The organism is Acinetobacter legionensis (assembly GCF_048552295.1).
In the GTDB taxonomy this organism is placed as follows: Bacteria; Pseudomonadota; Gammaproteobacteria; order Pseudomonadales; family Moraxellaceae; genus Acinetobacter.
This window is the reverse complement of the sequence record NZ_JBIMCW010000011.1, coordinates 16,546-43,036: the sequence shown is the minus strand read 5'-3', so window position 1 is coordinate 43,036 and position 26,491 is coordinate 16,546. Positions and strand designations below refer to the sequence as shown.

At 37.7% G+C, this 26,491-nt stretch carries 22 protein-coding genes; 11 read left to right on the top strand and 11 right to left on the bottom strand.

The window, feature by feature from the left end; all coding sequences use genetic code 11:
• The first annotated feature begins 24 nt into the window (after window positions 1-24).
• The 4 genes from fusA to rimI all read left to right on the top strand — a co-directional run bounded on the left by fusA (window position 25) and on the right by rimI (window position 5,120).
• A complete protein-coding gene (fusA, locus tag ACG916_RS10505; RefSeq protein ID WP_336952051.1) occupies window positions 25-2,163 on the top strand; it encodes an elongation factor G in 2,139 nt (712 codons plus the stop codon).
• 93 nt (window positions 2,164-2,256) lie between these two features.
• Window positions 2,257-3,447: an elongation factor Tu gene (gene tuf, locus ACG916_RS10500; protein WP_004723653.1), complete on the top strand. Its 1,191-nt coding sequence runs from the start codon at window positions 2,257-2,259 to the stop codon at window positions 3,445-3,447.
• A 221-nt stretch (window positions 3,448-3,668) separates the two neighbouring features.
• On the top strand, window positions 3,669-4,550 hold the full coding sequence (locus ACG916_RS10495; protein ID WP_096735010.1) for a metal-dependent hydrolase: 882 nt from the start codon (window positions 3,669-3,671) through the stop codon (window positions 4,548-4,550).
• A 111-nt stretch (window positions 4,551-4,661) separates the two neighbouring features.
• Window positions 4,662-5,120: a ribosomal protein S18-alanine N-acetyltransferase gene (gene rimI / locus ACG916_RS10490; RefSeq protein WP_336952050.1), complete on the top strand. Its 459-nt coding sequence runs from the start codon at window positions 4,662-4,664 to the stop codon at window positions 5,118-5,120.
• A 38-nt stretch (window positions 5,121-5,158) separates the two neighbouring features.
• Here rimI and ACG916_RS10485 read toward each other — a convergent pair whose 3' ends face one another.
• The 4 genes from ACG916_RS10485 to trxB all read right to left on the bottom strand — a co-directional run bounded on the left by ACG916_RS10485 (window position 5,159) and on the right by trxB (window position 9,412).
• Window positions 5,159-5,974: an arginyltransferase gene (locus ACG916_RS10485; RefSeq protein ID WP_336952049.1), complete on the bottom strand. Its 816-nt coding sequence runs from the start codon at window positions 5,972-5,974 to the stop codon at window positions 5,159-5,161.
• A 23-nt stretch (window positions 5,975-5,997) separates the two neighbouring features.
• On the bottom strand, window positions 5,998-6,729 hold the full coding sequence (gene aat, locus ACG916_RS10480) for a leucyl/phenylalanyl-tRNA--protein transferase (protein ID WP_336952048.1): 732 nt from the start codon (window positions 6,727-6,729) through the stop codon (window positions 5,998-6,000).
• 68 nt (window positions 6,730-6,797) lie between these two features.
• Window positions 6,798-8,348 (bottom strand): methyltransferase regulatory domain-containing protein, encoded by a 1,551-nt coding sequence (locus ACG916_RS10475; RefSeq protein ID WP_419328220.1) that lies wholly within the window; start codon window positions 8,346-8,348, stop codon window positions 6,798-6,800.
• Window positions 8,349-8,458: 110 nt separating this feature from the next.
• The gene (gene trxB / locus ACG916_RS10470; RefSeq protein WP_004723647.1) at window positions 8,459-9,412 is read right to left on the bottom strand and encodes a thioredoxin-disulfide reductase; all 954 of its coding nucleotides are present in this window, start codon (window positions 9,410-9,412) and stop codon (window positions 8,459-8,461) included.
• Window positions 9,413-9,724: 312 nt separating this feature from the next.
• Here trxB and ACG916_RS10465 point away from each other — a divergent pair, with 312 nt between their 5' ends.
• Both ACG916_RS10465 and rhtC read left to right on the top strand, forming a co-directional pair.
• Window positions 9,725-12,847, top strand: a complete 3,123-nt coding sequence (locus ACG916_RS10465; protein ID WP_336952046.1) for a DNA translocase FtsK — start codon at window positions 9,725-9,727, stop codon at window positions 12,845-12,847.
• A 761-nt stretch (window positions 12,848-13,608) separates the two neighbouring features.
• The gene (rhtC, locus tag ACG916_RS10460; protein WP_151957848.1) at window positions 13,609-14,229 is read left to right on the top strand and encodes a threonine export protein RhtC; all 621 of its coding nucleotides are present in this window, start codon (window positions 13,609-13,611) and stop codon (window positions 14,227-14,229) included.
• Between the two features lie 387 nt (window positions 14,230-14,616).
• Here the strand turns inward: rhtC and ACG916_RS10455 are convergent, their stop codons facing one another.
• Complete coding sequence (locus tag ACG916_RS10455; protein WP_336952045.1) at window positions 14,617-15,108, bottom strand: copper resistance protein NlpE; 492 nt, start codon at window positions 15,106-15,108, stop codon at window positions 14,617-14,619.
• A gap of 705 nt (window positions 15,109-15,813) precedes the next feature.
• On the opposite strand from ACG916_RS10455, the gene ACG916_RS10450 reads away from it, so the two are divergent.
• A complete protein-coding gene (locus ACG916_RS10450) occupies window positions 15,814-16,398 on the top strand; it encodes a 1-acyl-sn-glycerol-3-phosphate acyltransferase (RefSeq protein WP_419328221.1) in 585 nt (194 codons plus the stop codon).
• 171 nt (window positions 16,399-16,569) lie between these two features.
• Here the strand turns inward: ACG916_RS10450 and ACG916_RS10445 are convergent, their stop codons facing one another.
• The 4 genes from ACG916_RS10445 to ACG916_RS10430 all read right to left on the bottom strand — a co-directional run bounded on the left by ACG916_RS10445 (window position 16,570) and on the right by ACG916_RS10430 (window position 20,403).
• Complete coding sequence (locus tag ACG916_RS10445; RefSeq protein ID WP_419328222.1) at window positions 16,570-16,914, bottom strand: hypothetical protein; 345 nt, start codon at window positions 16,912-16,914, stop codon at window positions 16,570-16,572.
• A 144-nt stretch (window positions 16,915-17,058) separates the two neighbouring features.
• Window positions 17,059-17,790, bottom strand: a complete 732-nt coding sequence (locus ACG916_RS10440) for a sulfite exporter TauE/SafE family protein (RefSeq protein WP_419328223.1) — start codon at window positions 17,788-17,790, stop codon at window positions 17,059-17,061.
• 231 nt (window positions 17,791-18,021) lie between these two features.
• The gene (locus tag ACG916_RS10435) at window positions 18,022-19,728 is read right to left on the bottom strand and encodes a flotillin family protein (protein ID WP_419328224.1); all 1,707 of its coding nucleotides are present in this window, start codon (window positions 19,726-19,728) and stop codon (window positions 18,022-18,024) included.
• Between the two features lie 30 nt (window positions 19,729-19,758).
• Complete coding sequence (locus tag ACG916_RS10430) at window positions 19,759-20,403, bottom strand: YqiJ family protein (protein ID WP_419328225.1); 645 nt, start codon at window positions 20,401-20,403, stop codon at window positions 19,759-19,761.
• A gap of 943 nt (window positions 20,404-21,346) precedes the next feature.
• Between ACG916_RS10430 and pnuC the strand changes: the two genes are divergently transcribed.
• The 3 genes from pnuC to ACG916_RS10415 all read left to right on the top strand — a co-directional run bounded on the left by pnuC (window position 21,347) and on the right by ACG916_RS10415 (window position 24,085).
• Complete coding sequence (pnuC, locus tag ACG916_RS10425) at window positions 21,347-21,931, top strand: nicotinamide riboside transporter PnuC (protein WP_336952038.1); 585 nt, start codon at window positions 21,347-21,349, stop codon at window positions 21,929-21,931.
• Between the two features lie 19 nt (window positions 21,932-21,950).
• A complete protein-coding gene (locus tag ACG916_RS10420) occupies window positions 21,951-22,247 on the top strand; it encodes a hypothetical protein (protein WP_336952037.1) in 297 nt (98 codons plus the stop codon).
• Between the two features lie 668 nt (window positions 22,248-22,915).
• The gene (locus ACG916_RS10415) at window positions 22,916-24,085 is read left to right on the top strand and encodes a GGDEF domain-containing protein (protein ID WP_419328226.1); all 1,170 of its coding nucleotides are present in this window, start codon (window positions 22,916-22,918) and stop codon (window positions 24,083-24,085) included.
• Window positions 24,086-24,119: 34 nt separating this feature from the next.
• Here the strand turns inward: ACG916_RS10415 and ACG916_RS10410 are convergent, their stop codons facing one another.
• Together ACG916_RS10410 and ACG916_RS10405 are read right to left on the bottom strand one after the other, a co-directional pair.
• Complete coding sequence (locus ACG916_RS10410; protein WP_419328227.1) at window positions 24,120-25,394, bottom strand: MFS transporter; 1,275 nt, start codon at window positions 25,392-25,394, stop codon at window positions 24,120-24,122.
• A 187-nt stretch (window positions 25,395-25,581) separates the two neighbouring features.
• A complete protein-coding gene (locus ACG916_RS10405; protein WP_419328228.1) occupies window positions 25,582-25,785 on the bottom strand; it encodes an amino acid transport protein in 204 nt (67 codons plus the stop codon).
• Window positions 25,786-25,988: 203 nt separating this feature from the next.
• Here ACG916_RS10405 and def point away from each other — a divergent pair, with 203 nt between their 5' ends.
• The gene (gene def / locus ACG916_RS10400) at window positions 25,989-26,468 is read left to right on the top strand and encodes a peptide deformylase (protein WP_336952032.1); all 480 of its coding nucleotides are present in this window, start codon (window positions 25,989-25,991) and stop codon (window positions 26,466-26,468) included.
• Window positions 26,469-26,491: the final 23 nt, after the last annotated feature.

Below are 26,491 nucleotides of genomic sequence, written 5' to 3'. Positions count from 1 at the left end.
CAAAATTTAGGAATGCAAGAAATCATGGCTCGTCAAACCCCAATTTCTCGTTATCGTAACATTGGTATTTCTGCGCACATTGATGCGGGTAAAACTACAACTACTGAACGTATTTTGTTCTACACTGGTGTATCTCACAAAATTGGTGAAGTACATGACGGTGCAGCAACAATGGACTGGATGGAACAAGAGCAAGAACGTGGTATTACAATCACTTCAGCTGCTACGACGTGTTTCTGGTCTGGTATGGGTAAGCAGTTCCCTGAACACCGTATCAACGTAATTGATACACCGGGACACGTAGACTTCACAATTGAAGTTGAACGTTCTATGCGTGTTCTTGACGGTGCGTGCATGGTTTACTGTGCTGTAGGTGGTGTTCAACCTCAGTCAGAAACTGTATGGCGTCAAGCAAATAAATATAAAGTGCCTCGTTTAGCATTCGTGAACAAGATGGACCGTACTGGTGCAAACTTCTTCCGTGTTGTTGAACAAATGCGTACTCGTTTAGGTGCTCATCCTGTACCTGTAGTGATTCCGATTGGTGCTGAAGAAAATTTCCAAGGTGTTGTTGACCTGATCGAAATGAAAGCAATCATTTGGGATGAAGCTTCTCAAGGTATGCAGTTCGAATATGGTGATATTCCTGCTGATCTTCAAGCATCTGCTGAAGAATGGCGCACCAATATGGTTGAAGCTGCTGCAGAAGCATCTGAAGAGTTGATGGACAAGTACCTTGAAGAAGGCGATCTTTCTAAAGAAGACATCGTTGCGGGTATTCGTGCGCAAACTTTGGCTGGCGAAATCCAACCAATGCTTTGTGGTACAGCATTCAAAAACAAAGGTGTTCAACGTATGTTGGACGCTGTAATTGAATTCTTACCATCGCCTACTGAAGTTAAGCCTATCGAAGGTATTCTTGACGACAAAGCTGAAACTAAAGCGATTCGTGAAGCATCTGATGAAGCGCCATTCTCTGCATTAGCGTTCAAAATCATGAACGATAAGTTCGTAGGTAACTTGACTTTCGTACGTGTTTATTCTGGTGTTCTTAAACAAGGTGACCCAGTATATAACCCAGTTAAGTCTAAACGTGAACGTATTGGTCGTATCGTACAAATGCACGCAAATGATCGTCAAGACGTTGAAGAAATTCGCGCTGGTGACATCGCTGCATGTGTAGGTCTTAAAGACGTGACAACTGGTGATACGTTGTGTGATGAGAAAAACATCATTACGCTAGAGCGTATGGAATTCCCAGAGCCAGTAATTTCTCTTGCTGTTGAGCCAAAAACTAAGGCTGACCAAGAAAAAATGTCTATCGCTCTTGGTCGTTTGGCTAAAGAAGATCCATCGTTCCGTGTACGCACAGACGAAGAATCTGGTCAAACGATTATTGCGGGTATGGGTGAGCTTCACCTTGACATCCTTGTTGATCGTATGAAGCGTGAATTTAACGTTGAAGCGAACATTGGTAAACCAATGGTTGCTTACCGCGAAACAATCAAAAAGACTGTTGAGCAAGAAGGTAAATTCGTACGTCAAACAGGTGGTAAAGGTAAATTCGGTCATGTATATGTTCGTTTAGAGCCTATGGATGTTGAAGAAGCTGGTAAAGAATACCAATTCGCTGAAGAAGTTGTAGGTGGTGTAGTACCTAAAGAATTCTTCGGTGCGGTTGACAAAGGTATTCAAGAACGTATGAAGAATGGTGTATTGGCTGGTTACCCTGTTGTGGGTATCAAAGCGACATTATTTGATGGTTCTTACCATGATGTCGATTCTGACGAATTATCGTTCAAAATGGCAGGTTCTTACGCATTCCGTGATGGTTTCATGAAAGCAGATCCTATCTTGCTTGAACCAATCATGAAAGTTGAAGTAGAAACTCCAGAAGACTACATGGGCGATATCATGGGTGACTTAAACCGTCGTCGTGGTATGGTTCAGGGTATGGACGACTTACCTGGCGGTACTAAAGCAATTCGTGCTGAAGTTCCACTTGCTGAGATGTTTGGTTACGCGACTCAAATGCGTTCTATGTCTCAAGGTCGTGCGACATATTCTATGGAATTTGCTAAATATGCTGAAACTCCACGTAACGTGGCTGAAGGCATCATTTCTAAATTCCAGTCTGGCGGTAAAAAAGGTGACGACGAGTAATCTTTCGATTACTATAAGCCCAAACTAATTCATAGTTAAAAACCAAGTGCTCATGCAGTGACCCTGCATGAGTAGTTTAAAAAGGAAGCTCTCATGGCTAAGGCTAAGTTTGAACGTAATAAGCCACACGTAAACGTGGGTACAATTGGTCACGTCGACCATGGTAAAACAACTTTAACTGCTGCAATTGCAACAATTTGTGCAAAAACTTACGGCGGTGAAGCTAAAGACTACGCAGCAATCGATTCTGCACCAGAAGAAAAAGCACGTGGTATTACAATTAATACTTCACACGTAGAATACGATTCTCCAATTCGTCACTACGCTCACGTAGACTGCCCAGGTCACGCCGATTATGTTAAAAACATGATCACTGGTGCTGCTCAGATGGATGGTGCGATCCTTGTATGTGCTGCGACTGATGGTCCAATGCCACAAACTCGTGAACACATCCTTCTTTCTCGCCAAGTAGGCGTACCTTATATTCTTGTATTCCTTAACAAGTGTGACCTTGTTGATGATGAAGAATTACTTGAATTGGTAGAAATGGAAGTTCGTGAACTTCTATCTACTTATGACTTCCCAGGTGATGACACGCCTATCATCCGTGGTTCAGCACTTGCTGCACTTAATGGTGATGCTGGTCAATATGGCGAATCAGCTGTACTTTCACTTGTTGAAGCGCTTGACTCTTATATCCCAGAACCAGAACGTGCTATCGATAAAGCATTCTTGATGCCAATCGAAGATGTATTCTCTATTTCTGGTCGTGGTACAGTGGTAACAGGTCGTGTAGAGTCTGGTATCGTTAAAGTCGGCGAAGAAGTTGAAATCGTTGGTATTAAAGATACAGTTAAAACAACTGTAACTGGCGTAGAAATGTTCCGTAAACTTCTTGACGAAGGTCGTGCGGGCGAGAACTGTGGTGTTCTTTTACGTGGTACTAAGCGTGAAGACGTACAACGTGGTCAAGTACTTGCTAAACCAGGTACAATCAAGCCGCACACTAAATTCGATGCAGAAGTATATGTACTTTCTAAAGAAGAAGGTGGTCGCCATACTCCGTTCCTTAACGGTTACCGTCCACAGTTCTACTTCCGTACAACTGATGTAACTGGTGCAATCCAATTACAAGACGGCGTTGAAATGGTTATGCCAGGTGACAACGTTGAAATGTCAGTAGAACTTATCCACCCAATCGCAATGGACCCAGGTCTACGTTTTGCGATCCGTGAAGGTGGTCGTACAGTTGGTGCTGGTGTAGTTGCTAAAGTAACTGCATAATCGCTGATTGTGTAAAAAGAGCGCTCCTTTGGAGCGCTTTTTTTATCGATAAAATAAACCCAGCTATAAATTGTTAGACAATACCTATCAAAAGCTGTCCTTAACTGATATTTGTGTGACCTAATCTGCAATTATTAAACTTTCATAAAAACGTAATATAAAGAAAGAGAAAAACAAACATAAAGAATTTAAGTGAATCTCACTTAATAGGAGGAATCGCAATGAATGCAAAAGTGAATATTTCAAACCGTGCTGGTGCATCTTTCCCTGTACGTCGTATGGATTTTAATTTTGATGACGTACCTGAATATTGGGCAAGTGGTTCGGCGGGTATTACACATTTCATGACTGCATTGTCAGCATTGTTCCCAGATGGCGAAAAACTTTTCATCGACTCAGTACGTGCGGTGCGTTATCACCCTGCGATTAAGGACAATGAAGCATTACAAAAAGAGATTAGTGCTTTCATTGGTCAAGAAGCCATGCATACCAAAGAGCATGAAAACTTTAATGCTTCAGCAAAAAAGTTTGGTCATGATGTTGAGAAATACGAGCGTGAAACAGGTGTGTTAATTCAGGGTGCACGTAAATGGTTTGCACGTGCAGTCAAACCATTTGGTATGACTCAAGAAATGGTGGATTTAACCGCGACGACTGCATTAGAGCATTTTACTGCAACAATTGCTTCGCAACTGTTAGTCAATGGACATATCCAAAAGTTAATGACTGATCCAACCATGTCGTATATGTGGTATTGGCATGCTGTGGAAGAAAATGAACATAAAGCAGTAGCTTATGATGTTTATGAAGCTGTATTTGGTAAAGGTATCAAAGCTTATGGTTTACGTACCACAGCTTTAGTTTTTGCAATGGTACTGATCTTTATGGCGCAATCATCTTTTGTAGTGCGTTTATTAAAAGAGGATGGAAAGCTCAACCTAAAAGAGCTCGGTATTATTTATAAATATGCTTATAGCCCATCTAAAGGCATTATCACAGGAATGACCAAAGAAATGTTGGCATACTTTAAACCAGGTTTCCATCCAAATGACCTAGATACTGTAAGTTTGCTCGAGACATGGAAAGCGAAACTGGGTCTGTAAGGCTTTTAAAGTGAGTATTTAAATTAAGGAGCAACAATTGTTGCTCTTTTTATTAGACTTATTGGTTTAATTTCTTATAATTCATTTTTTATATTGAGTTGATAAACGCAGATGATTCGTTTAATGCAATCTTCAGATCTGCACACTGTTTCTCAAATTGAAGACTTGGTACAAAGTCATCCTTGGAAAAAAAGTCAATTTGAAGAGTCCATAACAAGTTATCTAAGTACGGTGATTGAACAAGACCATCAAGTGGTGGGTTTTTGTATTCTGCAACCTGTTTTAGATGAAGCGAATTTATTACTCATGGCGATTCATCCGAGCCAGCAAGGTAAAGGGCTAGGCTATCAACTGTTAGATGAATCAATTGCATTATTAAAAAATAATCCAGTACAAATCTTTCTTGAAGTGCGTGAGTCAAATAAAGCTGCGATTGCGCTTTATGAAAAAGCCAACTTTCATCAAATTGATTTAAGAAAAAATTATTATCCAAATCAACAGGGTGGCCGTGAACATGCAATTATTATGGTCAAATCCTGTAGTGATGATTTTTCAAAGTTATTTAAATAAGTTCTAATAATTTATAGAATGTTTACAGTGAAAGCCGATTATTTAATAATCGGCTCATTCCATTCTGAAGGCAGGGTGGTCATCAGCATATCGCCCAATTCTTCAATTTCTTTAGCCTCCAAATGACGATTGATCCGTCGCCATTGCCCATCTAATAATAATTCAAATGGTGCATATTGAGATTTGTAATTCATTTTTTCAGCATGTGGAACCCAATACCCGAGGTAAACAAAATCTAAATCCAACGATTTTACATATTCAATTTGTTTGAGAATCGCAAAAACCCCCAGTGAGCGCTTACTTTCATTTGGATCAAAGAAGGTATACACCGCAGAGACCCCATCATCCAATTGATCGCAGGTAGAGACACTAATTAAACGATCATCTTTCCATAGTTCAAGGAAAAAGCTGTTGGTACAGCTATGGATCAGGAATTTTTCAAATTGGTCATAGCTGGGTGGGAACATATCACCATCAGCATGTCTTTCAATAATATAGCGCTCATATAAATGGTAATGCGTTTGTGTCGCCTCTTGGGTCGAAATAATTTTAACGGTTAAATCTTGATTGCGTTTCCATGCTTTTTTTTGAGCACTGCTCATTTTAAATTCAGCAACTGGCACCCGACAAGATAAACATTGACGGCAAAGATGACATTCAGGGCGATAAACAAAGTCACCACTGCGTCTAAAACCTACACGCGATAATTCGGAAAGTGTGACAACATCAATACGATGTACAGGATCGAGAAACACCATACGTGCAGATTTATTTTCTAGATAACTGCAATCATGTGGTGGCGTAATATAGTATTGTAAGTCGTTTAATAGGGACTTAGGATGATAAGAATTCATAAATCATGTCCCTCCTTTTATTTTCATTCCATTAAGCGCGATAAAATCGCTATTGTTTTACTTGAAAATACACGCTCTTGATAATTTTTCCAATCTATTGAGGGTTGTTTTATTACATCTTGTAACGATTTAAGGTATTCATGGCGAGAAAGTGTACAAGCACCGAGGCTGAGTAAGTGATCATTGACCAACTGACAGTCAATCCACGGTAAGTTATTTTCTCGGCCCAATAACATCAGTGTGTAAAAAGCCATTTTAGAAACATCGGTTTGAGTGCTAAACATCGACTCACCAAAACAACCATGCCCAATCGTCACACCATACAATCCACCTACAATTTTATCTTGATCCCAGACTTCAACGCTATAGGCATAGCCAGCCTCAAACAGTTGGCAATAACCGTGAATAATCTCTTCAGAAATCCAGGTTTCATCCGCATAGCTACGTGGGAGTGAACAGGAACGGATGACCTGTTCAAAAGCATGATTGATGGTAATTTTATAATCAAACTTTTTCATATTTCGCAGTAGTGATTTACTTGGATGATAATCCTGAGGGCGAATGATGCAACGAGGTTCTGGACACCACCAACATATTGGCTCACCTTCGGAAAACCATGGAAATAAGCCATGTGTATAGGCTTCATATAATGTAGAAGGTGCTAAGTCTGCGCCTATACAAATCAAGCCTTGTTCATCTGGATCAGCTTCTATTGGATCTGGAAAAATAAATTGTGAAGGGGAGATTTGATTCACGAGAATTCATCAATAAAAAAGATCAGCTTTATCTTAGCTGATCATGTGATTAAATGTCTAAACAGACCCTATGCAAAAAGTTTCAAATGTTTTGCAATTTTGAGTTTATCACTATCTAGAAAGAATTGAGCTTTCTCTTGAATGACTTCAAGGCTGGTTTTTGGATCTGAAACAGTATTGCCTTGTTGATCTAATACTAACCAGCCTAATTGGGTTAGCACATCCCAAACATATTGTGCAAATTGTGCGGCAGAGTCTAAACCATCGATAAAATGAGCGCGGTAGAAGAGTTGGGTAAACTGATCGGCTGGAATACCAATCCCGGTTAGTGGACAGGCCAAGACTTGATAATTGGTATGATAGCTAGCTTGCTCAAGGAAATAACGATTTAATTTCTGAGCATGTTCAACCATATCTTGATTTGAAGCTGCCTGACACGGTTGTGCTAAACCTAAGTGGCATAAAATCACCAAGGCATTGAGCAACTTAGAATAGGTAATATCAGGGATGGCTTGTTCAAGTTCTGCAATCGTCTGTGGCTTATAGTCACATTGTTTAAAATAGGCACCGAGTGGTTGATAAATCTCTTGGATTAAATCGAACTCACCTAAGTATCCTGAAATTGTTTTTGGTAATTTTTCTGGAGCTGTTAATAAGACAAAGGCTGTGTTTCTCAAGCGATGTTGAATTTCTAATGCGGTTAAGGTGTTTTTCCCGCGTATATATAAATCTTTTCTAAATTGTGTATTGGCAAAATAATCACGGCATTGCTCTTTAAAAACAGGGTGTTCAATGGTATTTAAAAATTGCTGATGTTGTTCACTGAAATTAATATTATCTAGATGCGAATTTAAATCTGTTGAACCTGCGTAGGTCAGTTTAATTTCTTCTAAAATTCTTACCACTTGTTGAAAAGAGAAACACTGCCAGTCTTGATTCAGGTATTCATGAATCAAATAGTTTGGATTTTGTTTTTTTAAGTCTTGCACTTTGTTGAGTGCATTTGGATTTCTCTGAGCAAATAGGGGATTTTGCGCTAACAGCTCTTCACTAAAGTTAAGTGAATCATTTACTTTTTGTAGCGGGTTGGTACTGGTGCTATTAAATTTAAAATGACTGTGAAATAACTCGCGGATTGGCATATTGGCAGCCCAACCTGTCAGGCAGTTATAGCTAATATAGACAATCCCATTGGGGCTTAAAAATTTTCGGATAAATTGCAAAATAATATGCTGGTTTTCGTGGCTAATCCAACTCCAGATCCCGTGTAAACTAATCGAGTCAAACATCGGTAAGCCTTTGTTGAGTAACTCTTCAAAACTTGCGTCATAAAAGTGATGTGGGACTTGATTTTGTTCAGCCAAGACATTGGCATGGGCAGCATGAGCAGGGTTAAAGTCTGTACCGAAAAATAAACCAAAACTGGATGCAGCATGAATATTTAGACTGACACCTTGACCAAAGCCGAGTTCACAATGTTTGTGGCGTTCATTGGTAGGTGGACAATCAACCCCATTGAGTAACAAGCAAAACTTTTGGTAATTCGGGCTTAAGTCTCTATAGTAACCATAGGTGTAATTTACTTCGGTCTGATAGCCATCTGTCCATGCTGTTGTCATGTTTTTTCCTATAATTTGTATTCATTTAAAGTCATTGGTCTTGTTTATTTATAAATCAAAAATAAACAAACCGCCATGTAGGCGGTTTGTTTTTACACAAAATAAATCAATTATTCTAAGCCATCTAAATAGCGGTCAGCGTCAAGTGCAGCCATACAGCCTGAACCTGCAGATGTGATTGCTTGGCGATAAACATCGTCAGCAACATCACCCGCAGCAAATACACCTGCTACAGATGTCGCTGTGGCATTGCCAGCAGTACCGCTACGTACTTGAATATAGCCATTACGCAATTCAAGTTGATTTTCAAACATTGCTGTATTTGGTTTGTGACCAATCGCTACAAACATACCCGATACGTCAACATCTTGAGTTGAATCATCTTGGGTAGACTTAATACGTACAGAAGTTACACCAGAGTTACTATCACCTAAAACTTCATCAACTTGATGGTTCCAAATGATTGAAATTTTACCTTCTTTAACTTTTTCATTGAGATGGTCTTGAAGAATTTTTTCAGAACGTAATTTGTCACGACGGTGTACCAAGGTCACGTGTGAGGCGATGTTCGAAAGATATAATGCTTCTTCAACAGCAGTGTTACCACCACCCACAACCATGACTTTTTGGTTTTTATAGAAGAAACCATCACAAGTAGCACAAGCACTTACACCTTGACCCATATAAGCCTGTTCAGACTCAAGTCCTAGATATTGCGCTGTTGCACCTGTTGCAATAATTAATGCATCACAAGTGTACTCATCCATATCGCCTTTAAGCACGAAAGGGCGAACCTGAAGATCAACTTCATTGATATGATCATATAAAATTTCAGTACCAAAACGTTCAGCATGCGCTTGCATACGATCCATTAATGCAGGACCTGTTAAACCTTCAGCATCACCAGGCCAGTTCTCAACATCAGTCGTGGTGGTTAATTGACCGCCGAGTTGCATACCAGCAATTAAAGTTGGTTTTAAATTTGCACGCGCTGCATAAACAGCAGCACTATAACCAGCAGGTCCAGAACCTAAAATAATTAACCGAGAGTGGCGAGCGCTCATGAGTCATCCTTTTTTATGAAAAATATAGAAATTGTTTGAATTATACGTGAAACTTTATCAAAGTTGTGTGGCTTCAATGTCGATAATATTGATCATCTAAATCGAATTGAGCTATATAGAATAATCAAATAATACTGTTTAGCATTTTTATCGAAATAAAAGCTTAAATTTCTAACAATGCTTTACAACACAAGTAAATAATAGTGCATCTTTTTTTTAAGAACAGGTGCATAATATAAAAATTTCTTCTCTCAAGAAAGCTGATCAAGCTTCAGAAAAGAGTAATTTGAACAATTGGTTACAGGATAGTATATGACTGCGGTGTCAAATGTTTATGCACAGCGCTTTTTAACAACAATATTCTTGATTTCATTTGGGATATATCTGTTCCTTGCAACAGTGACATATACTCCATTTGATCCAGGCTGGATGCATATTTCGAGTGATACACAACAGGTTTCAAATGCCAGTGGTGTAGCGGGTGCTTGGATTGCTGATTTGTTGTTTGGTTTTTTAGGTTGGGCAAGCTTACTCATTCCTGTATTTATTTTTATAGAAGCAGTCCAAGTGTGGTGGCCAAGAAGTTTTGTGAGTCGCCCGTTTCGTTACGCTGCTCAATTTTTTATTTTGCTTGCGAGCTCAAGCCTATTGTATTTGCTTTGGAATGTACCAGCAGACACATTAGCCAATGCTTCTGGTGGAATCATTGGTTATGAGCTCGGTGAAAGCCTATCCCAACTGATGAGTATTTATGGCGCAGTTGTATTTATTTTGCTCTTGCTCATTGTTCTATTTACCTTAGCATTTGGTATTCAATGGAACAGAACGTGGACAACACTCAAAGCCATACCTGCTTATTTACAAGATTTGTTTTATAAAAATGTTCCTGAAAGTGAATCTGCTTTTGATTTGACATCCCCTCAAAAAAATAAAAATCATGCGCATACGCATAAGGTTGAACCAATAACAGCTCAAGCTGAATTCGTTGAAGCTGATGATCAGGTATCAGTAAAAGAGCATTTGATTGTTAAAAATACTAAACATAATCAAACAGCTGAACGCTTATTTGATGACATGATTGAACAAGAAAATAAAACTCAACATCATGTTCAATTTGATCAAGATGATATTGATGATTTGGAATTTGAGCGGACTTTAGAAAAAGCACATCGTCTAGAACAAGACAGTCAACGTACTGTTTCATCTGGTGAAGTATGGAAAGCCTTGCATCAAGATCAAGACCATAATCGTGATATTGATGCCTTGATCAAAGCTTCAGAAGATCAAACTGAAGAAAAATATGCAGATCATTTACCACGCGAGCATCAACATGTTGTTGATCATAGGCAGATCAATAAAAAATCTTCGCTTGATTGGGATGATGATCAAGTGTTTGATGAGTTGCTGTCAGTTGTGCCAAATGGACAAACAGCCACAGATATCCATACCCCATTTAATACTCCTACGGCGCAGACTCAAGTGGAATCTGGTTATGTAGATACTGCTGTTCATGGTGGAGTAAGCTTTGCGAGTGGGGTGGCTGCAGCAACAAGTTCAGGGGTGGCAATACAAAATTTAGCCAATGAATTAGATGAGCTTGCATCGCTTGCAGATGAAGAGCTTACTGAAAGCCCAACTGCGTACCAACAAAATCAGCAATCTGCAGAAGTTCGCACAACCAGTAATTATGCTCAATCTACACCATTTACTCGTGCCAATATTCAAACTAATCTAAATAGTTCGACCTTGGTCAGTGAAGAAGAAAAGTCTTTAATTGTTGCAGATAAAGATGCATTTAGAGATGCTTGGCAAGAAACTGCAGGAAAACCGCTTGATGAGTCAGAAAATGAATTGGCAGCGCTGGATGATGAGTTTGACTTAGATGCACCATTAACAGATGCATTTGGTCGTCCGATGTCACGTGCAATGCAAGTTGCAAATAAGCGTCGAGACTTACCAACATTGCCAGGTTATGAATTGTTGGATAAAGTCGATCCAAATAAAAAAGTTAACTTTACCGCAGAACAACTGTCACGTTTATCAGAACTGTTAGAAATTAAACTTCAAGAATTTAATGTCAAAGCCAAAGTCATCGAAGCCCAACCTGGGCCGGTGGTTACACGTTTTGAGTTAGATTTGGCGCCCGGTGTAAAAGCCTCGAAAGTAACCAATATTTCCCGAGATTTAGCACGTTCTATGTCGATGGCATCTGTGCGTGTGGTTGAAGTGATTCCTGGGAAGCCTTATATCGGGATTGAAGTACCGAATAGCAGCCGTGAAATGGTACGCCTGATTGAACTGCTAGAAACTCCTGTTTTTAAAGATCCAAATGGATTGCTTTCAATGGCAATGGGTAAGGATATTTCGGGTAATCCTGTAATTACTGACTTAGGTAAAGCCCCGCATATGTTGGTTGCAGGGACGACAGGTTCAGGTAAATCAGTTGCTGTAAACTCAATGATCTTGTCGATGTTGTTGAAATATACACCTGATCAATTGCGTTTGATTCTGATCGATCCAAAACAATTGGAATTAGCGAACTACAACGATATTCCTCATTTATTGACACCTGTTGTAACCGACATGAAAGATGCTGTCAGTGCATTGAATTGGTGTGTCAATGAAATGGAACGTCGTTATAAGCTGATGTCTTTTTTAAAGATCCGTAAATTAGCAGACTATAACCGTAAAGTGGAAGAAGCCATTGCAAATGGTGAGGATCTCATTGATCCAACTTGGAAGCCAAGTGATTCTGCGACACAAGATAGAGCGCCGCGTTTGCAACCATTGCCTTCGATTGTGATTGTAGCTGATGAATTTGCAGATATGATCATGCAAGTGGGTAAAAAGGCAGAGGAAATGATTACCCGTCTGGCACAAAAATCGCGTGCAGCAGGAATTCATTTACTTTTAGCGACGCAACGTCCATCGGTAGATGTCATTACTGGTTTGATCAAAGCCAATATTCCGACTCGTGTGGCGTTACGTGTAAACAGCAAAATTGATTCTCGTACTATTCTGGATGGTGGTGGTGCAGAAGATCTCTTGGGTCATGGAGATATGTTATTCCTAGGTCCGGGTAAAATTGATCCTGAGCGTGTACATGGTGCATTTATTTCCGATGATGAAGTCAACCGTATTTGTGACGCATGGCGTGAACGTGGTGAACCGAATTATGTTGATGAAATTCTTACGCCGTTTGATGAAGAACCGGCCACACGTGGTTTTGAAGATGGTGATGGTGATCCGAACCGTGATGCACTCTATGATCAATGTGTTTCATTTGTCTTAGAAACACGTAAAGTGTCTGTATCCTCACTGCAACGTAAGTTTAGCTTAGGTTATAACCGTGCCGCCCGTATTGTTGATCAAATGCAGGAGCAGGGTATTGTCAGTGAACAAGGACCAAATGGTAAGCGAGATATTTTGGTCTAATTTAAACAGCTTGCAATGAGCTTAGGCTCATTGCAATGATGTAGGTTTGAGAAATAGGTCGATTAAATACAAGAGCCAAAAATAGAAAATAACATGATAAGTACCATTTGGGCTTTACTAAATTGCTTTTGTTCAATGACCATAAATTGATTGGCTTGCTGTTTGGCAAAACTGAGAGTTTTAAAGGCAGGTAGAGAAAATGAAATTCAATACAGTAATCGGGTCATAAGATTCAGGTAGTTTAATCAGTACTGAAAAAACAATAAATCCTATAGACATCAAGTCTTATGAGAAATTTTCTGTATATCCTTGTTGCTTGGTATAGTTGTTTAATTATCAAAAGTTTGTCATGTTAAACTTTATATCCAAAGTTTAAATACCTTTGTGTAGGCGATGCCTCACTTTTCGTAGGGGATGCCAAACCTTGTGCTGCAAACAAAGCAATGCTTTGTTTTTGCTCATGGGCGAGGGGGACGTGCTGTACTCACGACCAACAGAGAGATTCGTGTCGCCCCGCAGTAGAATAACCATCTATGATTCAAAAGTAAAAAACGAATGAGTAATCAATAATTTCTAAAAGTTCCTACAAAAACATAATCTTCATTGATGATCAATGAATTGATGGAAATTACTTGTATGAATAATTAGGTGGTTTAACTATTGTGATCAGTATAAAGAATTTTATGGATGTACAGATATCGATGGAAAAACATGAATTTTCACACTAATATTAATCTGTCTCACTGAACGGAATCTGGTCCATGTTGATCGCATTATGTACGTTAATCTTTATTCATTTTTGTGCCCTGATTACACCAGGCCCTGATTTCTTTCTGGTCTCGCAAACCGCAATTAGCCGTTCAAGAAAGCAATCAATTTTTGTGGTTTTGGGGATTACCGCAGGGGTGATGTTTTGGGCTTTTTTAGCTTTGGCTGGGTTGAATATCATTTTTGAAAAAATGGCATGGTTAAAGCAAGTAATGTTGGTTGTTGGTGGGATTTATCTGTGCTGGTTAGGCTACCAAATGCTTAGATCTGCTTTGAGTAAGAAAGAGACTGTGTCACAGCATCATTTTGAGTTACCGCAAAGCAATCTGCGTTTCTTTCTTAAAGGTTTCTTAACCAATTTATCAAATCCTAAAGCGGTGATTTATTTCGGTAGTGTATTTTCAGTGTTTTTAGCCAATCCACATTTAGATGGGGTGCATTCATTATTATTTATAATTGTTTCCGTAGAAACGCTGATCTGGTTTAGCTTTGTTGCCTTTGTATTTTCATTACCCAGCTTTAAAGCCGCTTACCAAAATGCCTCAAGATGGATTGATGGTATCTCAGGTGGGATCTTTACGCTCTTTGGTGCATATTTGATTGGCCATCGCTAAAAGCATGCTCCAAAATTTAAAAAAAACCTGCTTGAAGCAGGTTTTATTTGGGTCTGTAGACATTTCATAAATGGCTTGCGTTGTAGGTTAAAATTGAGCAGGCAAGGCATGAAACGAAGAGAATAGCGAGACTATTTTCGAGTTTCATAACGTAGGCTGAGATAATTTTAGCCACAACCCTGAGCAAGGACAAAGCAGTGCTTTGTTTGCAGCGCAAGGCGCAGCGGGGACTAGTGTGTTTTTTGCCGTTACGTCGTTACAAACTACTTATTTAGAATGACTAAATTTCGTATTTCGCGCCTAGTATCGCCTAAAAGACACACGTAGTCGCAAACCTAGACGAATTGTCAACAGACCCTATGCTGTTCTTCGGAAATAATTTAAAAATTATTCCACGTCTTTGGTTAATTGATAAAGTTCAGCATTTGGACCTTCAATCTTTTCACCCGTTGCAAAACTACGTGCTTCTAACATATTTTCGCCAACAAAGTATTTGCGGTTATCTGCATTTTTATCTAGACCGATAATCGATCCAGATTCATCAAAACTAAAATGACCTTGAGTTTTAAATTCTTTGCCTTCACCTTTAACCCCTTCATATTCTTCAGTCAGTTCATAAGTGTGATCTGATTTGAGGATGAGTTTGGTTTTGATTCCTGAGCAATCAGCACACGGAAGTAAGCCTTTGTATTCCCCAGCCCAGTCCAAGCTACTTTGAGCATTGTGTTCTGAATCAATCGTTGGGGTTGCTGCTTCATGCGATGCAGCAGCCTGTGTTTGAGCTGTCGCTTTGATATCCTCTGATGCATTATGAGTCGGCTTAGAACAAGCGCTTAATGACAGCGCTAAAATAGACATGACGAAGAGTGTTTTTTTCATAACATAACCCAAATGAATAAATAATTATATGTGAATGATTTTATCCAGAATATAAATTATCTCCCTGATATGAAATGTGAATTATGTAAGAAATTGCTGAGTAATGTAGTTCGATGTTAAAAAGTTAGGCTGTTATAGAGTTTCTCTTATTGTGCTATTTTAAGTAGTCGAATCTATGTCTCATTTGGCTGAATATGTTGCTCGTATTTACAATGAAAAAAACCACAATCAAAAAAGCAATGATTAAATTAAAATTGAAAATGTCATTTTGCAATGCGAAAAAAATTATGAGCAAGATATAGAGATCATTCAGACTAGCAAAATTTATACATTTTCAGATGGGACACAATTGAAACAAAGCATAGAACAAGACAATCAGTTGTTTGAAGTGGTGTCTTGTCTAGGAAGCAGGATTGAATATCAGGTCCTTCACCAGTTAAATGTGAATATTCAGCCGTAAAAAAATTCATTTTGATAATCATTGTGGTGAATTATATTGGATTAACTATTTTAACCAAACGAAAAATTGATATATGCAAATTCATTGCAGAATTTCATCAAAACTGAATATTTACTGACAAGTTTTTGATGAATTAATTTTATACATTTATATATTAATTGCTGGTTTTTTATACGAAGTGGATTTTTATCTGATCTATTGGTTGCTACAATCCAGCGCAAATTCTTTATATTTTGGTGTGCTGGGTGTTTGAAAAATTAGCTGAACAAAGTTTAGGCTGGATGGGATGGCAAATTGATAACCATTGGGATTTAAACATCGACCAATGTGTCATGATTGCAGCACCGCATACTAGTAATTGGGATGCACTATATGCACGTTTAGCGCTGAAAGCTTTGGGCGTTCATGTACGTATTACCATTAAAGACAGCTATATGAAATTGCCTTTTGGACCTTTTGTGCGTGCTATGGGCGGAATTGGGATTGATCGCCGTCCTAAGCAGGATGGAGAGGAACGTCCAAGTATGGTTCAACTGATGAGTGAGCTGTTTAAGACCCACCCTAAATTGGTGATGCTGGTGACTCCGGAGGGAACGCGTGCAAAGCAAGAACAGTGGAAAACAGGCTTTTATCATGTCGCCACTAATGCTGGTGTACCTATTGCATTGGCGTATATGGATTATAAAAATAAGAAAACTGGGATTGGTAAAATTGTTTATCCAACTGGAAATTATGAACAGGACATGGCTGAAATCATGGGATTTTATGCTCAGATCAATCCGAAACATCCAGATTTATTTAGTATAGATACTCGATTTACTCACGCCTAAAATTAATATGTTATATATCTTTGAGACTGATTTAACACAATGATAGTCACTGTAGTGTGGAAAAGCGGCGAATAGCCTATATGCTTTTTCACATTATTTTTTTTAATACCAAGATATAAAAGCACTATGATTTTAAAACATAATGCTTTGCAATATTCAACAGTAATCGGCTTATTTATTTTTAGCGTTGCTTACTGTTGAGTGTTGTACACCGCCGAGAGATTCACAGGCTGTTTTATAAATATCGTATTGCTGTTGAACAACTTCGTCGAGAGGAATTTTAAATAGTTCATCTCCAGATTTATAGCGATCGATGTACTCAGTGGCTTTTTCTTTACTCACTGCAAGTGAGCGTTCATGATAAGTATTAATTGAACTATGCGCTAATTCTGCTGTTTCAATATTATTACATTGAAATTGGCTAAGTAGTTTTTCCGCAGTTTGAATTTCACTAGATGTGCCAAGTACACATCCTGTTAAGAGAATACTGGCACTTAACAAAAATGAGTTTTTCATCACAGATATTTAAGAAAAATGAGTGGCGGAATTGTAGGATGAATCGGGTATTAAAAATAGAGCCGCTCGGATATTGTTTGCATTTTAGCAACCAGTTGTTGAATAAATAGCCAGTGAAATTCATTCAATTTTCTCTTTATTTTGCTAAAACAATGATGTTAGCAATAAGAAACAACCTGAGGCGAATAATAAACTCAGCACCAATTGTTTAAATTGTTTTTCTGATATTTTATAAAACATTTGCGCACCAATCAGCGCTGGAATACTCACTGTCAGTATGATGAGTGCAAAATAGGGGAGATGGATCTTATGGATGGTTCCTTGCCACAGATAAATAATAATTGTGAATAATTGAATTGCAAAATTAAAATGTCTTAAAATATAACGTTGTTGTTGTTTGGGTAGGTTTTTAAGCATGACCCAAGCTGATGGTGCTGCACCACAAAAACCGCCGAGACCACCTAAAATACCACCAATAAAACCAATGCTTCCATCTGCAACTTTACCCAATGCTTGAATACGAGTAAACACAGGTGCAAAGAACATGGTTGGACACCAAATCACTAAAAATAACCCAAGAATGGTCTTAAAGGTATTTCCATCAATGAGGTGTAAAAGATAGGTACCGAGAGGTACACCGATCAATCCTGCAATAATATAGGGGAGAACAAGGGAAAACGGGAGTTGATGTTTTTGTTCTTTTCCTAATGCAATGATATGACTCCATAGCGAAGCAAACACCACCAATGGTGCTGCCAACTGTGGTGGTAATACCCAAATCCAAAAAGACATCGCAATTAAAGCAAAGGCAAAACCGGTTAGACCTTGAACAAATCCGGCAATCATGGCACCGAGAATAAAAATAAACCAAGTCATTTTAAACAAAATTGGATAGAGTTAGAGCATAGCATTGAGATGAGTAATCTTGGTTGAATCAGCCAATTTTAAAAGAAATCATGGGTTTCCATCATGACTTATTTTGATAAGCATATCTGTATCGTTAACATGTATACCATTAAAAACGATCAGATCATGAATAAAAATTTATGTAATAAAAAGCCCCTGATGACAGAGGCTGGTAATTAATTAAATAGGAGATGAGCTGTATTAGTCATTGCTTGGTTTTAACGATTGCGTTAAACCATTAATATCTCCGCCTTTAATGCCTAACTCATTCATTAAGCTATCAATCAGTGGGGCTTGAGAACGATAGCGCAGCGCACTATTGACCACTTGATCAGACAAAGCAATTTGATTTTGTTCAACAGATTCACCTGTTGCATTTGAACCTGCCATACCGCCTAAACCATTGACCTGAAGAATCTTGATATCATCAATATTCTCCATTGGTTTAACACTTTCACGAATGATTTCAGGTAAGTATTTCAATAAGGCTAAACGGATTTGCATCTCAACTTGTTCTGTTGATAGCACGTTGTTGGCTTCATTGACTGCACGCGTACCTTCAGCGTCGACTTGATATTGCTTTTCTTGTGCCGCAGCAAGCAACATTTTTGCATCTGCTTCACCTTTGGCTTTTAAACGTATTTTTTCAGCATCCGCTTGTGCTGCAATACGGACTGCTTCAGCATCATCTGCAGCTGCCTGTTTAGCGGCCTCTGCTGCTACAGTAATCGCAATCGCATCTGTTTCAGCAACTTGCTTTGCAGCCACCAATTCAACGGCTTTTAAACGCTCTGCACGCTGAGTTTCACGAACAGTTGTCACTTCTTCTTCCGCTTTTACAGCTTGTGCACGTGCTTGGTCAGCCAATGCTTTAGCTTCAGATTCAGCACGTGATTTTTCAGCAATCGCAATTGCACGATCTTGTTCGGCCAATTCAATGGTTTTCTTCTGTTCAACTTGGGCTTTTTGGATCAGCTGTGCTTTTTGAATATTTTCATTTTCAACATCACGTGCAGACGCAATACGCTTTAATTCGACTTCACGTTCAGCGGCAATCTGAGCTTCTTCTGCTTCGCGTTTTTTTGCGGCTTCTTGTGTTGCAATTTCTGCCGATTGCTCAGCTTTACGAATGGCGATTTCACGTTCTTGCTGAAGTTTTGCATATTCCTCTTCACGTAGAATTTGCAAGCGTGCTTGTTCTGTTTCTAAGTTTTTTGCTTTAATGGCTAAGTCATTGTCTTGTTCAATGTCATTGCGTTTTTTACGGCGGTCTTCAATTGTTTCAGTTAGTTTAGTTAAACCTTCTGCATCGAAAGCATTTTGAGGATTAAAATATTCAAAACTGGTTTGGTCTAAACCGGTCAGTGAAACCGTTTCTAATTCTAAGCCATTTTTAAACAGATCTTCAGAAACAACTTGCTGAACTTTTTGAACAAAATCAACCCGTTTTTCATGTAATTCCTCCATTGCCATTTCAGCGGCAACAGCACGCAGTGAGTCTACAAATTTACCTTCCACCAAATCTTTGAGTTCTTGTGGTGACATCGTTTTTTTACCCAAGGTTTGGGCAGCTGTCGCAATAGATTCAGCGGTTGGTTTAACACGTACATAAAATTCAGCCATCACATCCACACGCATACGATCACGAGTAATCAACGCTTGATCTGTGGCACGTTTGACTTCAAGACGAAGGGTGTTCATATTGACGGGAATCACTTCATGTAAAACTGGCAATACAATTGCGCCACCATTTAAAATGACTTTTTCACCGCCAAAACCAGTACGGACAAAAGAAACTTCTTTACTTGAGCGTTTATATAGGCGGGCGATAATAACCCCGATGACAATCAGTGCCACCAATATAATGCCTGCTAAAACAAGGATTTGATATAAATTTGAATTCAACATTTTATTATACCTAGGTTTGTTATTGAAAAATTAAAGTGGAGTTGCTTGAAAGCCTAGTTTTGTTCTTTGTGTCAAAATCACACTTTGACCTTGTTGGAAGATTTCATTTAATTCTGGTTCAACCAAAATATAATGTGTCTGTCCAAATTGATCGATAACTTTGGCTTGTGCAGGATAGTTTTGTTTTGCTTCGCCTAAAATAATCTGAGCTGTACGACCAATCAATTCGTCACTGTGAATTGCAGTGGTTTCATCTTTTGGTAAAATTTTTGCAATGAGTGCTGCACACACTCGCACAATCGGCATAGATAAAAAAAGACTGGCTGGCGCAATAATCCAAATTGAAAAATAATTTCCAGTGAAATTGAAAAAAATACTTTGCGCAATAAAACCAAATAACGCATAAACAGTTAGAAAAATGATCAACCAAACCAAGACGGGGACACGGCCAAGATAGAGCCAATCTAACAGCTGAACCAAAAGATTGTGATCTGTATGAATGTCTACATCTGCATGATGAGTTTCTAAGAGTTGATCTGGAATAAACTGGTCTAAGAAACCTTGTGAGGTTGAACCAATAATAAGGAGTAAACACTCCACAATACCCAATAAAAACATCAGGCAAAGACTCACGCTAAACAGTAAGTTGGATGAGTGTGTAAATAATTCCCACATATTGTTCTACTCTAAATTATTGTCGCGCGTTTTTATAAATAAAATTTTTAATTTGAACTGAATAATTAAATGATCATCAGTTAATTCAATTAATAAATTAAGTTTATCGGTTTTGTCGTATTGTTGCAACAAAATATTTTATGATATTAATTAAAATCAATATCTTATAATTTAATATATTGTTTCATATTATGAGAATTGGTTGAAAAGTAATGCTTGCATTTTAGCCAACTATTCCTTATAACTGATTGAGTTTACAGAGGGTACTGAAGACAAAAAAATACGCAATGATTGGGGTGATCACTGCGTAGAACAACGAATCTGCTTTCACAGTTCGGTTAAGGAGAAATGTTATGAACATTGGGGATTGTTCATAACTTAAGTTTGATAGTAGAGGTTCCCCTCTGTAAATTCATTGGTATTCACGTAAACAAGTGTTAAATCTCGTAAAGATGATTAAAATGTGATCGACATCAACTAAAAATAATACCTTAATAAATGTTTTTAAACATATTATTGACTGGAAATATGCTCTGTTGCGCTTTTTTTTAATCAGTTATTTATGTGATTTTTAAATGTAAACAGACAGTTTCTATGCGCTATTAGGTTGATTTTTCCATATTTCAAATCTTAAATTGCATATTTCAAAAGAGATGATCAATTCGTCGTGGAGGACTGATTTATCTATTTGGTATCATCTTTAAAGAGGTACCATTTAAAAAATTATATTCGCAAATTGTAATTTAAAGACAATTCTATATTTTTTAATGAATTCTTCTTATTGCCGTAGCCATTAAAATAAACGCAAAACAATAACGTTTTTTGGGAATTTTGATTCAAAAATTATATTTCAGATCCTCATCTCAATTTTAGTGTTCGTTTTGCTTGCAATCATCCTGTATTTTTTCATAATAGCCTTAACTCTCATTATTAGCTTTTTACCATGTCACCATTAGAAATATTTGCGGTTATTATCAGTATTATTGGTGTCACATTGACGATTAAGCGAAATATGTGGTGTTGGGTATTTAATTTCTTTGCCTTTGTTTTATATGCCTATTTATTCTTTGAATTTAAATTATATGGTGAGACAATCTTACAATTGTTCTTTATGGTGGTGAATTTTTATGGCTTTTATCACTGGCTAAAAGGCAAGCAGCAAGATCATGAGATTCGAATAGAGCCGATTGCCGTACAAACCGTAATTCTACAAATGATCATCGCTGCTGTTGGAGGGGGAGTATTTGGGTTATCGTTGCACTATTTTACTGATGCAGCTTTGCCTATGTTAGATTCCCAATTGGCTGCATTTAGTTTACTGGCAACCTATTGGACCAGCCGTAAACATATTGCGACTTGGGTGCTTTGGGTCTTTGTTGATATTGTCTATGTCGGCATGTTTATGTATAAAGAATTATTCCTAACAGCTGCTTTGTATGCAGCGTTTGTCGGACTGGCTGCATTTGGATGGTGGCAATGGGAACAGGTCAAAAAGAAACAAACGAGTAGCATGTATAATGGAATTTAACATCATTTAAGGGGCTGCCATGATTATTGATTTTGTTCAATTACAAAAACAAAATTTTGAACAACTTGTTGAAAAAATCATGGCTCAACCTGAGCATTATCTTGACTTTGATTCAGTCTCTGATTTTTACAAAGCCCAATGGTTAGATCAATTTCCACAGGGTACAATTTGGAATACTTCTGGTTTGGATGATGGCGCAGAAGAATTTTGTATTCAGATCAAATTTAGAGAGCTGATTTTTAATATAGAAATTCAATCAACTTCTATCGTTTTAAAATTTAACAGTAAAAATATTAGAGTTTATAAAAAAATATAAAGCCAAGTATGTTTGTTAAGTGTTTGAAAAAAATATTTTTATTTGATTTTTACTTCAATTGTATTTTAGTAATTTTGGAGAGATGATGATAAAGTGATGTATGTACTGAATTTAAATAAAAGTAGTGATGGCTTGTTGTTTTAAAACAGTATGATGATTAATACTCAGGTACCAGATCAAGACTAGCCTAATTGGATATTTCAATTTTTGACACGGCTGAAATTAACTTTTAGAAAGTTAAAATATAAAATAAAAATAAATTAGAGTAAATTAACAATAAAAATGATAAAGGCGGAAAATCTTATTTTAAAAAGTGCTTGTATCCAACTCAACGTATATGTCCAAATAGGCTAAAGGTTGACAAATAAAGCTATTAAAAAATAGTTGAATTCGGTCAAAGTGGGTAAGTGAAAATAACTTTACTCATTGAAATTTTAGGAAAACTTAAAATCTAAATTGATAAAATAAACGTAATAAAATGATAGTTCTTTAGGAAATATTTGCAAGGAATATGAAGGTTAATATCCTAACCTTAAGGTTTATTTAGAATAAAAATCTATGTTTTGAAATACATTTACATAAAATAGCTAGAATTTTATATTTAAGTGATAGATACAGATAAATAAAACAACGGATAGAAATTTACAAATTTATGGATTAGTTATTATATGAAACAAAAAAATAGAGTGGCAATACAGTGCTCAACGGAACACTTCATGCATGATGTCATGATTATGAATTGGAGTAATCTTAAGAAGTGTACTCTTGTGCTCCTCTTGGGAGGTGTTGCTGTTTTATCATGGATTGTCTGGTGGTTTTTTAGCAACGCTCAAGTTGAGCTACAAGCTTGGATTAATCAGGATTTTTATCCAACCTACATCAGATTATTGTCTTTTTCAGCATTGGGTTTTTTTACGCTTATTTTTATTATTCGTGCTTTAAATAAAATTTCTATTTTTGAAATAATAATACCGTATATAACAATCGCATATTTTGGTCTTATCTTTGTTTTTGGTGCACATTGCATCGGAGTTTTTAGTCCAGCATCAAGTGCAGGTTATGTCAGCTTAGTCACGGTGGCACTGGTATTATTTGAACGAAAAGTGGTGTATCTCATCATCATTCCAATCACTGGTTTTATGTTGATCAGCCTTGGATTAAGCCTAATGAATAAAATGACTTATGCACCAATTTTTAGTGAACACTTACAATCGATGTCGCTATATAAAAATACATTTTGGGTGTTTTGCATGTTGTATTTTTATATTCCGATTTTTTTTGCAAGTCTAGTTTTATTCGAGGTTCTCTTAATTCAATGGCGCAAAAGAGAGCAAATGATTCAGCGAATTAGCGTTCTAGATCCACTTACAGGTATTTATAACAGAAGGAGGATTGGTGAGAATATTGATTTATTAAAACAGCAGCAAAGCTCTTTTGCGATTGTGTTATTAGATTTAGATTATTTTAAGAGTGTTAATGATCAGTATGGACACGATATTGGGGATGCAGTTTTAAAACAGGTTGCAAAAATTTTGACTGAAAATATTCGTGAACAGGATGTTGTTGGACGATTTGGGGGAGAAGAGTTTATTATTCTCTTGAGCAATGGTGCATTAGAAAATGCGCTGAGACTGGCTGAGAGATGCCGTCAAGCAATTGAAAAAGAAGAAATACGATTAGATCATCAACAGACGCTCAAAGTGACAGCTAGTTTTGGTGTCGCAGTATCAACGAATCCTTTTTTAACAACAAAAGAGGAGTTGATTCGTCAGGCTGATCAGGCCTATATTTGGCAAAAAATAAGGGGCGCAATCAGGTTTGTCATTTCTTTGAAGTAGAACTTCCGCATTCATTTGAATATAAACAACGCCGTTAAACTGTTTCAAATTTTTTACGATAAACTAGACTTGTGATAAGGGTGATTAGACAAAGCACAACAATATAGTACACAGCACCAATATCACGATATAAACTTATCCATTGGACTAATGGCAGGGTCAGGCCACCTGCAATCGCGTATGCAACATTGTATGAAAATGATATTCCTGAAAAGCGAATTGAGGCGGGAAACATCTTGACCAAGCTATAGGAAACCACACCGACTGTGCCAGAAAATAGCCCAAGTAACATGTACAATCCGAAGATCGTTGAATGAGCGCTATGACCTAAGCTGTAATAAAAAATACTTGCGGTGATTGCCACACTGAGCGATCCCAAACAAATAACGCGCCCTGAACCAAAACGGTCAGCGAGCAAACCTGCCAATATACAACCCAGCATTTGCATGAGAATCGCCATGCTTTGCATCTGAAATGCGTCTGCACGTTGAAAGTTAAATGTGGTGGTCAGTAAATTTGGAGTAGATAGGATAATCACTACAACACAACCAGTTAAGAACCAAGTGAACAACATCCCAATTAAAACAGCAGATTTATGTGATGCCAAAACTTGCTTGATGGGTAGATCTTTTGAGAGTTCTTTACGCGCCTCCATCGCTTTAAATACAGGAGTTTCTTTAAGATAACTTCTTAGATATAAGGCAATTAATCCAAAAACTCCGCCGACTATAAACGGGAGACGCCAAGCCCAAGCATGGATTTCTGCTTCACTAAACTTAAGTGAAATAAACAGCGACATCACAGCGCCTAATAAGATCCCCAGTGACAAACCCGCGGTAAGCAAACCATTGGCAAAACCAATTTTCTTTGTCGGTACATGCTCTGAAACAAATGTCCATGCCGCAGGAATTTCTCCACCAATTGCAATGCCTTGAACCACGCGCATTAACAACAATAACAGCGGGGCAGCTAAACCAATGTCTGCATATGTTGGCATTATACCGATGAACAAAGTAGGGAGTGCCATCAGTAAAATGGATAAGCTAAACAGTCTCTTACGTCCTACGAGGTCACCAAAATGCGCCATGATCACGCCACCTAACGGACGGAAGAAATATCCTGCCGCAAAAATTCCATAAGTATTCAGCATTGCCCAAAATGGACTTAAAGAGCTGGGGAAAAATAGTTCAGCAATGATTTTTGCGTAAAATACATAAATAACGAAATCATAAAATTCGAGCGCACCGCCCAAAGAAGACAACGCAAGCGTTCTTTTCGCTTCCTTATTGAGGCCCAATTTTTCGTCCATGATGATGCAATGCCTTAAAATAGAGATTGAATGTAATCATTTTAATTGACTATTTTTTACTTAAAAAATCAATATTTATTTTTATACATCCTACTTATTTTTATATGTGATCGAGGTTATTTAAAAATCATTTTTCTTTAAAAGGATTGTACTAAGCTAAATTTCAATCGGGTTGAATATTGATCATTTACATGCGAATTAACCACGGAATAAGACTCAGAATAATACCGCATACAGACATAATCATTGTATTTTCAATAAAATAAGGAAAAATCATCAAAGTCATGCCACAGATAAAAGGTATATTCATTCTCTGTCTTTTTCCATAAATAAAATAGCCTAAGCCAATTGAGCTAAAGATCAAGCCTAAAAATAGGGATGCTGTATTCATTATTTTCAACGATAGACTGGACGTTTGTTATTTACACGATCATGATTAAAAACGGCTTAAAAGACAAGCTGTCATTTGGTTTGGATAAATAGAAACTCATTTGTACATAATCACATACTTTTGCACAATAATTGAATTGGAAATCGCATTTCAAATGCTAAACTCATATTTATTCGATTTACATTTGATCAAGGTACAAGATAATGAGTGCCATGCTACCTGTCGCCCAACGTGGCGAAGACGTTTTAAAATTAATCGCAGTGCCTGTGGCTGAAGCTGAGTTTTCAAGTACTTGGTTAAACGAATTATCCAAGGCCTTACAGGCCACCATGTTAGAGCGTAATGGTGTTGGGATCGCAGCACCACAAGTGTATGTTTCTAAACGGGTGATTATTGTTGCTTCAAGAGCGAATCCACGTTATCCAGATGCTCCTGAAATGGATGCAATTACAATGATTAATCCTGAAATCTTAGAAAAATCTGAACAGACTATCTTGGGTGAGGAAGGATGTTTAAGTGTGCCCAATGAAAGAGGGCAAGTGGCTCGTGCTGAAGCAGTTACTGTACAATTTTTTACCCTCACTGGCGAAAAGATTATTCAGCAATTTCATGGTTTTCCTGCACGTATTGTGCAACATGAAATCGACCATTTAAATGGGGTACTGTTTGTTGAAAGACTTTAAACTGAGCAAGCTTGGCTAAAATT